13 protein-coding genes are annotated in these 12360 nt (G+C 57.4%); 5 read left to right on the top strand and 8 right to left on the bottom strand.

Features of this window, described 5'->3' with window-relative positions:
• Positions 1-2: 2 nt before the first annotated feature.
• Complete coding sequence (locus IHQ72_RS32555) at positions 3-1340, bottom strand: ABC transporter substrate-binding protein (protein WP_258119852.1); 1338 nt, start codon at positions 1338-1340, stop codon at positions 3-5.
• Between the two features lie 293 nt (positions 1341-1633).
• On the opposite strand from IHQ72_RS32555, the gene phnF reads away from it, so the two are divergent.
• Positions 1634-2440, top strand: a complete 807-nt coding sequence (gene phnF, locus IHQ72_RS32550; RefSeq protein ID WP_258119850.1) for a phosphonate metabolism transcriptional regulator PhnF — start codon at positions 1634-1636, stop codon at positions 2438-2440.
• Positions 2441-2464: 24 nt separating this feature from the next.
• Here the strand turns inward: phnF and IHQ72_RS32545 are convergent, their stop codons facing one another.
• The 3 genes from IHQ72_RS32545 to IHQ72_RS32535 form a co-directional block, all read right to left on the bottom strand.
• Entirely contained in the window at positions 2465-3748 is a 1284-nt protein-coding gene (locus IHQ72_RS32545; RefSeq protein ID WP_258119849.1) for an MFS transporter, read from the bottom strand.
• Positions 3749-4218: 470 nt separating this feature from the next.
• A complete protein-coding gene (locus IHQ72_RS32540; RefSeq protein ID WP_258119847.1) occupies positions 4219-5001 on the bottom strand; it encodes a class I SAM-dependent methyltransferase in 783 nt (260 codons plus the stop codon).
• 4 nt (positions 5002-5005) lie between these two features.
• Entirely contained in the window at positions 5006-6556 is a 1551-nt protein-coding gene (locus IHQ72_RS32535) for a PLP-dependent transferase (RefSeq protein WP_258119845.1), read from the bottom strand.
• 944 nt (positions 6557-7500) lie between these two features.
• On the opposite strand from IHQ72_RS32535, the gene IHQ72_RS32530 reads away from it, so the two are divergent.
• The gene (locus IHQ72_RS32530) at positions 7501-7695 is read left to right on the top strand and encodes a DUF4158 domain-containing protein (protein ID WP_309508979.1); all 195 of its coding nucleotides are present in this window, start codon (positions 7501-7503) and stop codon (positions 7693-7695) included.
• A 74-nt stretch (positions 7696-7769) separates the two neighbouring features.
• On the opposite strand, the gene IHQ72_RS32525 is transcribed toward IHQ72_RS32530, so the two are convergent.
• The 4 genes from IHQ72_RS32525 to IHQ72_RS32510 form a co-directional block, all read right to left on the bottom strand.
• Entirely contained in the window at positions 7770-7898 is a 129-nt protein-coding gene (locus IHQ72_RS32525) for a hypothetical protein (protein ID WP_258119844.1), read from the bottom strand.
• A 561-nt stretch (positions 7899-8459) separates the two neighbouring features.
• Positions 8460-9176, bottom strand: a complete 717-nt coding sequence (locus tag IHQ72_RS37430; RefSeq protein WP_441338641.1) for a hypothetical protein — start codon at positions 9174-9176, stop codon at positions 8460-8462.
• Positions 9177-9417: 241 nt separating this feature from the next.
• Complete coding sequence (locus tag IHQ72_RS32515) at positions 9418-9882, bottom strand: Ros/MucR family transcriptional regulator (RefSeq protein ID WP_258119842.1); 465 nt, start codon at positions 9880-9882, stop codon at positions 9418-9420.
• 270 nt (positions 9883-10152) lie between these two features.
• Positions 10153-10719 carry a DUF309 domain-containing protein gene (locus tag IHQ72_RS32510; protein ID WP_258119841.1) on the bottom strand — a complete coding sequence of 189 codons (567 nt, stop codon included), beginning with the start codon at positions 10717-10719 and terminating at the stop codon, positions 10153-10155.
• 549 nt (positions 10720-11268) lie between these two features.
• Between IHQ72_RS32510 and IHQ72_RS32505 the strand changes: the two genes are divergently transcribed.
• From IHQ72_RS32505 to IHQ72_RS32495, 3 genes are all read left to right on the top strand, one after another.
• Positions 11269-11562, top strand: coding sequence for a hypothetical protein (locus tag IHQ72_RS32505; protein ID WP_258119840.1), 294 nt, complete (start codon positions 11269-11271; stop codon positions 11560-11562).
• Positions 11563-11835: 273 nt separating this feature from the next.
• Entirely contained in the window at positions 11836-11976 is a 141-nt protein-coding gene (locus tag IHQ72_RS32500) for a hypothetical protein (protein WP_258119839.1), read from the top strand.
• A 154-nt stretch (positions 11977-12130) separates the two neighbouring features.
• Positions 12131-12358, top strand: coding sequence for a hypothetical protein (locus tag IHQ72_RS32495; protein ID WP_309508717.1), 228 nt, complete (start codon positions 12131-12133; stop codon positions 12356-12358).
• Positions 12359-12360 lie beyond the last annotated feature (2 nt).

Genomic DNA, 12360 nt, shown 5'->3' with positions numbered 1-12360 from the left:
CCCTAGTCGCGCTTGGTGACGAGGTTCCATTCGAACGAGATGTCCGGCACTGTGGGAACGTTACCAAGTTTTTCGCTGACGATCCGCGCCTGGACCAAGAAGAAGGGGATGATAGAACCACCTTCGTCCGTAAGCATACGGGCAGCTTGCTGGTATAGCTTTCGTCTTTCACCGAACTCAGGTGTGCGGCGAGCCTTATCTAGCAGCGCGTCGAACTCCGGCGTCGCCCAAAAAGTCTCATTCCATTTTGCGCCAGATCGAAACACTTCATTTAGAACCTGATCTGCTGGTCGCTGCCCCCAATTCCCGACCAGAAATGGCCGCTTCAGCCAAACCGTGGTCCAATAGCCATTGGATGGCGCGACCTTGATATTCACGGTGACTCCGGCCTTTGCCGCTTGGGCCTGGTAGACTTGAGCCACCTGCACCATCGTGGGGTTCACGTCTGAGGTGTATAAATCTAAGGTCAGACCATCTTTGAAACCGGCCTCGCTTAGAAGTTGCTTTGCGCCGTCAACGTCGGCAGGGCACTTTATACTGGGATCATAGTACGGATCGCCAGGCCAAAGCGGATTGTCGCATGCAATAACGCCGTTTCCTCTGCCTGCGACAGTATCAATGATCGCTTGCCGGTCAGCTATTAGTTTCAAAGCTTTTCGAACGCGGACATCCGTGAAAGGTTTCGTGTCGGTCCGCATGACGATCGGATTCCACGCGCCCGTTGGGATGCGTTGAACCACGAAACCGGCCCGGTCCGCGAAAAGTGCGGCAGATTTGGCGGCGACCGTGGCCATATCGATCTGACCTGCCAGCAATGCCTGAGTCTGCGTGTCGGAGTCGGCGATTCCAATGAGCTCAATGCGATCAACCCCCGGGGCTCCGCCCCAGTAAGCGCTATTGGCCGCCAGGACGGTCGTTCCACCGGGCTGTAGTTGCTCGACCTTAAATGGCCCGGTTCCAACACCGGTGCTGTTCGGCGAGTCGGTGTCCTCCGGGTGGTTTCCAGCCCAGACAATTTTGACACGGTAGTCCATGAGAAGACGTGGAAAATCGGCATGCGGCTGCTGCAGAACAGCTCGCACAGTCAGCGGATCCACTGCCTCGACGCGGTCGATTATACCCAATACTGACTTCACTGGGCTCGCCAGCTTTGCACTAAGGGCTCGTTTCAGAGAATAGACGACATCTCGCGCCTCGAACGATGCGCCATTGTGAAACCGCACGCCGTCTCTGAGCTTGAATGTCCAAACCCTCAGATCATCTGAATGCGACCACGACAAAGCCAGAGCTGGATTTGGCTGGCCAACTCCGTCGGTTTGGATGAGGGGATCGTAAATCATCTGGATTGCCGGGAAGAAACGCGTTGGCGATATTGGATCCAATGATTCGCGGCCACCGTAGCCAAGTTCGTGTGCAACGCGGAGAGTTGCGCTCGTCGCCGTGCTCCCCAGGGTTGCGATTCCGCCGCAGAGGACTGCTATGAAGGTAAATATTCGTGTAGAACGAAATGATACCCGCTGGAGGGGGCGAGATTTGGATTTGGACGGATGTGGGCTGCGCTTCAGTGATTGCATCATAAGACTCCGGGCTTCGCGAGGTTTCGCGGATAAAACATCCGGATCATTTCAGCATTATGACAACGGGTGTCACATCTGTGCGTAATCGTATTCTTGGCCAGCCAACACCTTTCTTTCCAAACGAAGCTCCACGGGGTGGGCGCCGTCCCGGGCCAGTCGTATGGAAGCAAATTGAAGAGTGGCTAGTAGGGGAGCTCACGAGCGGCCGCTATCCGCCCGGGACAAAGCTGCCCACCGAGCCCGAATTGATCGCGCAATTCGGCGTTGGACGACACACACTGAGACAAGCAATGGCGATGCTTGAAGCGAACGGGCTAGTACGCATAGAGCAGGGACGGGGCACATTCGTGCACGACTCGATCCTTCACTATCGCCTCTCCGAGCGATCGCGTTTCACCGAGAATCTGCAGCGGCTTGGTCGTGAGCCTCGTTATGCCTTGCGGTCTGTAGAAGAGTGTGAGGCGACTGAGGAAGTAAGTAACTTCCTCAGGATAGGACAGGATGCACCGGTTTTCAGACTAAATGTCGACTCTCTGTCGGGAGAGGTAATCATTGCCAACAGTGATCTGTATTTCTGCAGGAAGCGATTGCCGCAGGCAGCATCGGTTTTTCGTGAGTTGAAAAGCATATCTGCAATCTACGCGCAGGCGGGAGTGCATGAATATAAGCGTGGTGGTACCAAGATCAGGTCACGCCTCCCGACGAATGATGAAGCGCGGCGTTTGAACCAACCAAAATCCCGCCCGATCCTCGTAACCAAGAAGACGGACGTTGCCCTTGATGGCACCGTTCTAGGTTACTCAGAAACCCGGTGGTGCGCTGACCGCGTGGAGTTCTGCATTGAGCCAGAAGGCGAATTGTAGGTGACCGGCCCAAGATAACACCGTTCAATTTTGTGCAACGAACCTCTTTGATGACATGAGAAAGCCAACTGTCAGAAAAGCGGCGACACTCAACGCCGCTGTCACGAGCAGAAAGGAGATAGCGCCAACACCGCCCAATCTTTCTAGGCTGATCGCAAAAATGAATGGCGCCAGGGAGGCTACGGTCAGGCGAACGGTGGCGATACGCCCAACGCGAGCGCCATACGCCACCTCGCCGAATAGAGCGAGTGGAAGGGTTCCGCGGCAAATACTGTTTAGCCCAGAGGCGAAGCCGAATATGAAAGCAAATCCAATTGCTCCCAGAGCCAGCGGGAAACTTGCAGCAAGCATTGCGAGCGCCGCGAAGACAAGTACGCAGGAAATCAGCGTAAGAACCAGCGCGTTCCACTTTGCAATCGAACCTATTGCCAGAACGCGTACTAGCACTTGAGCGGGCCCAAAGACGGCCGATATTAAGACCGCGGCTGGACCCAATCCAAGCGCGCTGAGAATCGGAACCATCTGAGCGAGGATTGCTGAAAAGATGAACGTAGTGAGTGTAAAGCCCAGCGTCACCAGGAACATCACGAGGCGATTGACGTCAGGTCTCAGTCTCTGCGTCGCAAGTTCAAGGGGTTGAGACAGGGAGCGTGTGGGACCACTCCGATGCGCACACGATTGGTGGTTAAGCCAAAAATTAATAGGCGCCGATACCCCCAGATTGACTGTCGCATAGGCGGCCATGACGAATCGCCAAGACATAACGTCCGTTAAAAATTCGGTTAGCGGCCAGAATATTGTCGAAGAAAATCCAACGATCAGCGTTAGTTGCGTGATATGTTTCCGCGCCGTCGCAGAGTGAAATTGAACCAAATATATGAATGCCGCCTCATAGAATAGAAACACCGATGAAATCTGCATCCCAACCAGGCCGACCAAAAAAAGGGCGGCCGATGGCGAACTCGCGACGATTGCCAAGCTGATTGCCGACGCGATGGAGGCGACGCCCATTAACCGCCCCGCGCCATAGGTGTCCATCAGCCTGCCGGCAGCCGTCGGCAAGAGAGCGGAAACGAAAAGCGCCAGAGAGAACGCACCATAGACCCAAGAGGCGGGCACGGCGAAGTCTTCAGCCACGGCGCCCGACACGCTCGCCACGCTATAATATAGCGTTCCGTAGCTAAGGATTTGCACTACGCCAAGGACGAAGACGATCGTTCCAGTCGGAGGGGTAACGGATACGCCGTCCGTGCCAAATGCGCCAGCCATCGAGTTCCCGGTGGAGTGTTCGTTGCCGAGGCTAGACATCCCTCGCTCCTAAACGACCATCCGTTCCCCCTGCCAGCAAAACGGGAGGCAGGATACATCGGGTTCAAATGCCCGATCGTCCACAATCCTGCCAAGTTTAGCGTGGCCGACGAGCAAATTATCCGCGAGCAGTCCAATGAGCTCGCACGGTTTGCGAGAAAATTGCGGCACATCGCATAGAATGATGGCTACCATTCCTGCCGTCGCTGTACCGAACACACAGCAGTCTACGTTTCCGAAGCGATGGGATCCGTTGATGGCACCATTCGCCTCGTGGAGAAGAACATCGCCATAAATGAACTCGCCATCGTAGACGACCCGGAGACGCCACGGCCCTGATGTTAAATCCCACGTAGGGCCGGCAGCACGGGCGCGCTCGTATTCGTCGATACGAGATGTAACGGTCGTCTTGCTCTGCGGCCTCATGAAGCGGCAATTGGGGTTGCTCGATGACCATAACGCATTCCAGATCATCTCCTCTGCACATGCCAGGCTGTCGACCTGAACCTAAGTTCGGACGGGCTGCGATGGACGAAGAGGTTCCCGATCATCTCAAGAATCTCCTGCCACAAAGCTGGATCAGTCTGGCTGGGAATGTCGTGGGAGCCTGCCCAATAATTTACGTACTGCTCCTTCGACATCGGAATTGCTTCGGTAATTCCCATTGCGAGGCAATTGCCGAAGTTAGGGTGTTGGCCGAGCATAGACTCGTAGGTATCCATCTGTGCCATTATCGGCGGCCGAGCGCGCCTAAGAGCCGGAGCCATCTGGCGGATGCGGTTTTCGATTTCGATGTGGAAAGGATCTGTGGTTAGATCGAGCAGATGACAGGTAATCGTGAAGTGCCCTTTTGGTTTGAGGATTCGGAGGCTTTCACGGACCGCCTCCTGGGTTTGAGTCCAATGAAATGAAGAACTGTAACAAACCCAGTCGAGCGATGAGTCCGAAAGGGTAGTGCTCTCGCCCGGCGCGTTTATCCAGGTAACATCCGAATACTTTGAACTGGAGCGGCTTCCGACCGCCACCATCTTAGCGTCTGGATCGATGGCGTACCCGCTTAGACCCAACTCCGCCAACGCATATGCAATCGCACCGGTGCCGGCGCCGATGTCGGCAAAAATTGGCTCCGCGGACGATCGACGCACATGATCGACAAGCCACTCGAGCAACAATCCCGAAAAAGGTGGGCGCTTCGTGTAGGAATCCGCCACGAGGGAGAAGTTTCCGAACGTCTGTTTGTGATGATCGGTCATGGAGTTACTCCCGCTCTTGTTCTGGTGATCTCCGGACAGCGGACCAAGTCGCGGCACCAAACTGTCGCTTGAATGTCGACCCTGCGTGTTTCGCCGTGGCTGCACCTAGGCACACGGAACCCGACATCGTGTTTCTGCACACGGTGCCCTCGAATGCGAAATGCCTAGTCATTGGGTCGCCGGCGACCTCGCTTATTAGCGATACTGAAGCACCGTGGATCTGCCCGCGTGCCGGGCCTGACGACAGATCGCCGAAGTGGCGCCCAGTAACATGGTTTCCTAGCTGCTTAAGGCACCACCGATGCTGTGATGCTCCAAATAGGAATGAAATCGCTATATCCCACGTGCCGTCGACATTTGCCGCTGGCTCCTCTGCCGATCGACTAAACTCATCAGGGGGTTTGGATAGACTGGCGATAATAGAATCCGCGACGATCCGCGCCTCGTCGATTGTGAGGTTCGTCGGATCGACGATAATTCGTCGTGGCCGAAGCCAGTAGTCATGTAGAATAATGCGCGGCCGAGCTTTCGATAGGCGGTCGGCTACCAGATGAGCCGTAGGCAGATGGTCCAGATCGGCCCAGGAGATAGCTAGCCTCGGATTGCAGAAAGCGCCATCCGGCTCAAGAATCTCGATCTCGACCAATGGGCTCAGCCGAAACTGTTCCAACATGGCATGGATACAATCGCGCCAACTCAACATTCTCCTGCTCAACTCGTCGTCTTGCACCCAGCGCTCCAAAGCGACATAGGCGGCGACCATTTCGTCCTTCCCGACTTTCATGGATCGGCCGAATGATTGGTGCGGTGGCCCGTTCAAAAAGGCGGCGCGGCAAAGCGCTTCGTCTCCAATAAGAAAGCCGGTCGACTGGGGGCCGCGGATATATTTGCCGCCTGAGTGGACGATCAGATCCGCGCCGCCGGCGAGCCACTCATTCGGGAATCTGGGGGCGAGCCCTGCCGCATCTACGATGAGAGGTATGCCCTGTCGCTTTGCGAAACTGGCGGTTTCTTCGAACGGAAGTGTTGAAACGGCAATATCGTGGCCGACCAAGCATATTGCGGCGGCTTTTTCCGAAGAATAGTTTCCAATCTCCAACGGGGTTTTGATTGGAGTAACTGAGCAACCCACGGCTCTGATTGCATGCTCGTAGGGCATTCGTTGATCATACGCGACCAAAACGGTCCTTCCAAAGTCGTGTGGCAGCAATAGCATTTTCTCGGGATTGTTCCCCGCCACGCAAGCCGCCACCGCTAGGCTCAAGGCTGCGACACTCCCTGCGGTCACGATTCCCCATTCTGCGCCCGTCAGTCGGGATAGACGGCGCGCGATAGCCTCCTGCAGTTCGTCGACGTCAACGAAGGCCTCACTCGCTGCCACCATTGCGGCCAGAACTTCGGCCGTCTGATTGCAACCGCCATAGCTGGTACGAACGCCGGTGCAATTGATTATCGGTTCGACCCCGAGGTCGCGATAGATCCAGCCTGGAGACCGGGCTGCCAGCGCTGAGCGTCCCTCCCCGAGTGGCAAAATTCCGGTCAGAGCGCTGCTCATATCAGCGTCACCGCGACCAGCGTCTGAGATATCGAAGCATGGCATTTCCCTTAACCCGTCCTTTCAATGGTGGGCGCGGCCTCTTTCATGTCACCTCCATCTTTCGCTCCATCGAGCAATATCAAACTCGGCATGGTAGTCGGCCGGCAGATCCTGCCGCCTTGCGACGAGGGAGCGCGCAAGAACCGTGCCAGCCGCAGGAGGTGCCCCCGGGTCGCAATTTGAGATATATTCAAAGGCTTGAATGCGAGTGCAGGAAGCCGGGACGAATGCAACTGTGTCGCAGAGTCAACAAACCTGACACCAGGTGTCCCTTAGCGCGGCCTATTCCAGCGTCTTTCGCCGGAATAGGAGGACGTGATCCGGTATTCAAGGGGCATTGTGGGAATCTCTACAACGATACCCGTCTAAGAAATTTAGGTGATTGACGGGAACAGGTGATTTTCGCGTAGTGTCCGCGAGGGATAATTTTGACCCCGCGGCGATGGTGCGCGGCGCGCCGGCGGGGTCGCAAGGCGGCAGGCCTCCGGTGATCGACGCCGAAAGGTCGATCAGATTGTTGCTGCCCTCGAAGGCGGCGCCAGCAAGGCGTCTATTTGCCGGACTTTCAAAGTGCCGCGATCCAAGCTTATCGGTACACTGAGGCGGATGGGATGGACCGGGCCCGAAGAAAGAAGCGCCTGAAACCTCGCTTTAAGGGCGGGTATGATCAATGTCCTCCCTCGATGCGCAGTCGCATGCCACACTGTTTGCGCCACCCGAAGCGTATGAAGAGGCCTTGGCGCGCTATGCGCTTTCGGTCGAGGATATTGCGTTCGCCAAGGGCATTGCCGTTCGCACAGCCGGTTGGACTTTGCGATCCAGCTTGCGTTGGTCCGGGACTTGGGGCGGCCTCTGCGGGCGGACGAAGCTCCGTCCTCAGGCAACTATCTCGGTAGTCGCCGATCAGCTCTGCCGTTTTCAGCCGCTATGCGCGACGTGAAGAAACATGCCGGGAACATGCGCGCGAGATCATTGCCGCTCTTGAGCTGCGAGATGTCCGGGCGATCGCCTACCGTACTCTGGTCACCGTGGCAGCACGCGAGGCGGCCGCTACCGAGAAGGGTTTGCCGATCGCACAGGCGGTATCAAGGCGCTGAAGGACGGGGAGCTCCTGGCCCGAACTGCTTATACGCTTGGCGATGGCCGGTCGGGCAGCGGCGCTCAGGCGTTCTTATCGTGAGTTGATCCGGGGGTTGGGCAGGTCCTTGACCAGCTTGTCGCTGACCGGGTTGGAGACCGAAGCCACCTCGTTTGGATCGCGGAAGCGCCTGAACGGGCGAAGCTGAATAATCTCGAGCATTAATCGCCCGCCTTGAGGTTTTGCGTTCCGCCGCCACCTTTGAGCAAGCGAAACGGAATCCAGTCCGCCGTGGCAGATGACGAGAGTCTTCATGGTTAGAGTCTTGCGCGATCGCTTGATCGAGATGTTCTCTGAAGGCGGTTGGCTACCCGGTCACGGTCCGCCAAGACCTGCCGAGGAAATCGCCCGAGACCATAGCCAACGCGGTCTCGGCCGTATTCGGCCGTATGGATACGCTGGCATTGCACTTTTCTTCTGAGCGCTACACTTCGCTGTGTGAATTTCGCATAAAGCCCGCAATTCGTAGCTCTTTATGCTGGGGCTTCCACGGCCTCCAGCCCAAGTTCGACTGGATCGGGGACCGTCGTTGCGAAAATGTCGAGATAGTTCCGCCGTTTCGTGGGTGATGCTTGGTCGAGCTTTTCGACTTTCTGAGAGACCGTCTGCTTGAGGCGTTCAGCGCTAGGTTTCAAATCTTCTTCGACACCTTTAATTCGCGCGTCGATAGCCGCTACGTACGCTGTCGCCTCCGCTCCGTTTCCAGATCCGCCACTCGACGCCTTAGCGCGTTTCGGTTGCGGCAGGCCGACTTTGTGATTCACGGTGCGAGTTGCGGGCTCCTTTGTTGCTGGTGCCGCTTTCGTGGTCGCAGCCACTGTAGGCATCACCGCAGCGCCGTTGAATGGTGATGACATTCGTCGGATCATGGATCTGGAAGAGGAATTCCAGCAGATCGCGTAGCTGGCGGCTGTAGAGGTTAATGGTGCTGGTCATTTTGCTCTCCTTTGCGTTGCCGCAAGGAGGGCAGATCTGCGCCTGGATCGATACGTCGAGCGCCGGCGGTCGTCGGCGACACAAGCAGATCCGGCTGCAGCATGAGCGCGCGTGCCAGGCCGATGCGCTGCCTTTGGCCTCCCGAAAAAGCGTGCCGGCGTTGATCGGCCGCACTGCAGCTAAGCCCGACGCGAACAAGAAGCCGGAACATGCGCTCCTCGGGCCTTTCGCGCGAGAAGCCGCTGACGATTGCGGCTTCGGTTGAGATGCGGCGGACGCGATGGCGCGGATTGAGGGAGGCGAAGGGATAGCGAACTCGGCCGCGTAGGCGTTCGCCGCGTCGATCGTGCTGATGTCGCCAGGCGTAGCTTCTTCACAAGACGGCAGCGCCAGGTTGGCGCGTTCGAGGCAGCCCTTGGCCTGCGGGCTGTTGGCGCACATGATGTCGATGTTCAGCTGGAGTACGCGGTGACGGAAACCGATTAGCCATGCTTGCAGCTTCATGCCGGGCTGCGGCCGATCCGCCACTGATATGGTGATGGCGTGCTATTGACTGCGTAGTCGCCAACGATGCGATCCTTGTAGATGCGTGGGTTATGCGAAGACTGGCTGAAATTTTCTCCTGCGTCCCGGCAAGAGCGAATGCACGCGAGGTAAGGCGTGGTTTGGTCTCCCTCCTTTTCCTATTCTGCGCAGATCATGCCGATAGCAGCTACGCGCTCCAGAACGACCCTCGACGATAAAGTCAAGCTGCGACCTTCTTGCCGGTCCGCTTCGCCGGCGCCGGCGTTTCCGACTCTTTCGGTTTGCGGCCGAGACCCATGGTCTTGGCCAAGGCCGAGCGCGCAGCGGCGTAATTCGGCGCGACCATGGGATAGTCCGCCGGCAGGCCCCATTTGGCGCGATATTCGTCCGGCGTGAGGCCATAGTGGGTCGACAGATGGCGCTTTAGCGATTTGAACTTCTTTCCATCGTCAAGGCAGACGATGTAGTCTGCCATCACCGACTTCTTGATCGCAACAGCAGGCTTGAGAGCCTGCGGCTGTTCTGCGGAAACGCTGCCGGCCGTTCCTTTCAGTGCTGCATGTACTTGGCCGATCAGGGCGGGGAGATCGCCCACTGGGACCGGATTGTTCGAGACATAGGCTGAGACGACATCGGCGGTAAGCTCGATGAGGGCGTCGAGGTTGTGATCGGCTTCTTCTGTCATGAAATTCTCCGGGTGGCTTGAAGACAGCAGGCGAAGTCTTGCTACATAGTGATGATTGTAGCTGAAGGCAATAAATGTCTTGGCAGCATAAGTATCGCCATAAGCGATTGCTAATAGGCGTTCGCCCCGGAAATCGTTTCGGCTGCCAGGCGCCGGAACCGATATGCAGCCATGCCGTCTTGAGCTTTTGTAATTCCGAAACAAACGTGACGAAATTCCGCGCTACACGAAAATACGGCCAAGTGAACGAAACCTGGCATTCGTCGTTCGTCATGACTGTTTGTTTTTTTGCGAGCTGATCGGCCTTTCGCCGGAGCTTGGTCCGAGAATGAAGTCAAACACGGGTTGGGGCTGACCGAGCGCTGTCGCCCGCAAGGCTGCCGGGATCCGTGCCGCGGCTTCTGCGTATTCGGCGAGCGCTGCGGGTGACATGCCGAGCGCACACTCCAAGGTATGATCCGCCATGTTCAGCCGACGTAGAAGCGCCGCGGCGCGTCCGGCATGACGCATCGCCGCCGCCTGCTTGCCCTCGCGGATCTTCACGCCGGCCGCCGATAACAGGATCAATCCCTTGAAGAGCGTCCGAAGCGGAACGCCTCGGTCTGCAACTTGCCACAGACCCTCCCACGCCTCATGGGCTTCCCAGTAATAACCATGGTTGAAGAGGTCGAGACCCCAAAGGAATATGTCTGAGTCCAGCGACGCCTCTGCCGCCAACGGCATGGCTTCGCTATTGTAGCTATGTCCCGCGGGATCGCGCACGGGATGCGGTTGCCTGCCCGGCAGATACGCATAGGATGGAAAGCTCTTTTCCGGCAGCCAGCGCCGGCGCAACATCGAACCAATAGCCATCAAAGCCGTATAGCACATCCGTGGCCCTGAACAGATGCTCAGTTCCGTGCATAGCCGCCGCATCAGGAATGTCTTGGCAAATAGTTGTCAGCCGGTCAGATCTCACGAAGCTGCGAGGTTGCGTCGGCGGTCATCGGGCAGTTCATGCGGGCCCTCACTTCGCAGGCGGTCATATTGTGGCTCGGCAGTTAATCGGAGCCTTTCAATTTGTGTGGTTCATCCGCCGTTAGAGAATGACGGCACCCGGGGGTATGTTCTCCTCAGATCAGGCCAGGAAGGAAGATAGATGCCTGAGCAGGCTTCGCCGGACTTCGCGGTGATGCGCAGCCGAACTGCTTACCGAGGATGCAGATCACGCATCTTCTTCCTCTTGAATCGTCATCGCCCTGACAGCACATTTCTGCAATGGTCGGCGGGCGTCGATGCGGCCCGGGTCGTGCAAATTGGCTATGGAGCAGGTGGAGGGGAACGAATGAACGCTGAGGCTTTTAGCAGCCCCATTTTCGTGAAGCGAGCCAGGGCGTGAACAACCGGATGAACGAACTGATGATACTGGAAAAACTGCGGGCCTGCTGGGGATTTAGCCCGACCGTCGATACGAACGTCGCCTTGGTCGAAGGCTTTCTGAAGGGCAAGAGTTTCGCCGACCTGGCGCAGGAACATAGCCTGTCGAAAACGAGGGTGCGTCAAATCATCGAGAAGGCTGATCGGCTCGTGGGCGGCGGCATTCTGACCAAGGCTGAACCGTCCAAGGCCTCGCCTCGATCCGATTTCCATGGTCGCCTATCCGTATGTGTGGAACCTGGCCGAGATGCACCGTCTCGGTAGCGTCACGCCGCATCATTTCTTTGCGGACCTGGAACGCAGGATCGCTGGAGCGGCTGGTTGACAAGATGAAGCGGTTGCCGTGGCGCGCACCTACGACACGTGAGCTGGCGCGCCTCGTGTGGCTAAGGGAGAGGGGCGAGAGCCCATGGTGTCGCACTGCACTTAAACGTAAGAATGCGCCTGTTTAGACGGGACGCTGCGCTTAATTGCGAGAATGACCGAGCACTGAGTCTCAAATTAACCACAACTGCTGTGAACCGGACGGCAACGGGTTTGGGCAAGAAGATAGTCAACGACAATGCCGAAGCGGGTGCGGTTTTCACCTATCGTACGGGCGTGAAGCATCTCGAGCACCGCAGGCCCGGCGCGCTCGACGATGGCGACGCCGGCCAGCAAATCCTGGGCGCAGGTTAAGGGGCAGGATCGGGTTAGACCACTCGTGGCGAAGTCCGCACCCGAAAGCCCGGCTTGGACAGAACAGCTAATGGAGACGGTATGTAGCCGAGAGAATCTGGAAACAGCGTGGAAACGCGTTCGAAGCAACAAGGGCGGTCCAGGCGTGGATGGGATGACCATCGACGACGCCAAGGGCTACCTGCGTGAGCACTGGCCAAGCATTCGGGATCGATTGCTCAAGGGAACCTACCAGCCGCAGCCGGTCAAGCGGGTCGAAATCCCCAAGCCGGAGGGCGGGGTCAGAAAGCTCGGCGTGCCTTGCGTCGTCGACAGGCTGATCCAGCAAGCCCTGCTGCAGGTGTCAATACCGGGTGAAATTTCCCCAAAAGTGCCGAAGTAAAA

This window comes from Mesorhizobium onobrychidis (assembly GCF_024707545.1).
Taxonomy (GTDB): Bacteria; Pseudomonadota; Alphaproteobacteria; order Rhizobiales; family Rhizobiaceae; genus Mesorhizobium; species Mesorhizobium onobrychidis.
This window is presented reverse-complemented; position numbering and strand designations above follow the sequence as displayed.

Bases quoted from the DNA above. Each gene is read 5' to 3' on its own strand.
- IHQ72_RS32555 (WP_258119852.1), bottom strand. From the start codon at position 1,340: ATGATTTACGATCCCCTCATCCAAACCGACGGAGTTGGCCAGCCAAAT.
- phnF (WP_258119850.1), top strand. From the start codon at position 1,634: ATGACAACGGGTGTCACATCTGTGCGTAATCGTATTCTTGGCCAGCCA.
- IHQ72_RS32545 (WP_258119849.1), bottom strand. From the start codon at position 3,748: ATGTCTAGCCTCGGCAACGAACACTCCACCGGGAACTCGATGGCTGGC.
- IHQ72_RS32540 (WP_258119847.1), bottom strand. From the start codon at position 5,001: ATGACCGATCATCACAAACAGACGTTCGGAAACTTCTCCCTCGTGGCG.
- IHQ72_RS32535 (WP_258119845.1), bottom strand. From the start codon at position 6,556: ATGAGCAGCGCTCTGACCGGAATTTTGCCACTCGGGGAGGGACGCTCA.
- IHQ72_RS32525 (WP_258119844.1), bottom strand. From the start codon at position 7,898: ATGCTCGAGATTATTCAGCTTCGCCCGTTCAGGCGCTTCCGCGATCCA.
- IHQ72_RS37430 (WP_441338641.1), bottom strand. From the start codon at position 9,176: ATGAAGCTGCAAGCATGGCTAATCGGTTTCCGTCACCGCGTACTCCAG.
- IHQ72_RS32515 (WP_258119842.1), bottom strand. From the start codon at position 9,882: ATGACAGAAGAAGCCGATCACAACCTCGACGCCCTCATCGAGCTTACC.
- IHQ72_RS32510 (WP_258119841.1), bottom strand. From the start codon at position 10,719: ATGTTGCGCCGGCGCTGGCTGCCGGAAAAGAGCTTTCCATCCTATGCG.
- IHQ72_RS32505 (WP_258119840.1), top strand. From the start codon at position 11,269: ATGAACGAACTGATGATACTGGAAAAACTGCGGGCCTGCTGGGGATTT.
- IHQ72_RS32495 (WP_309508717.1), top strand. From the start codon at position 12,131: ATGACCATCGACGACGCCAAGGGCTACCTGCGTGAGCACTGGCCAAGC.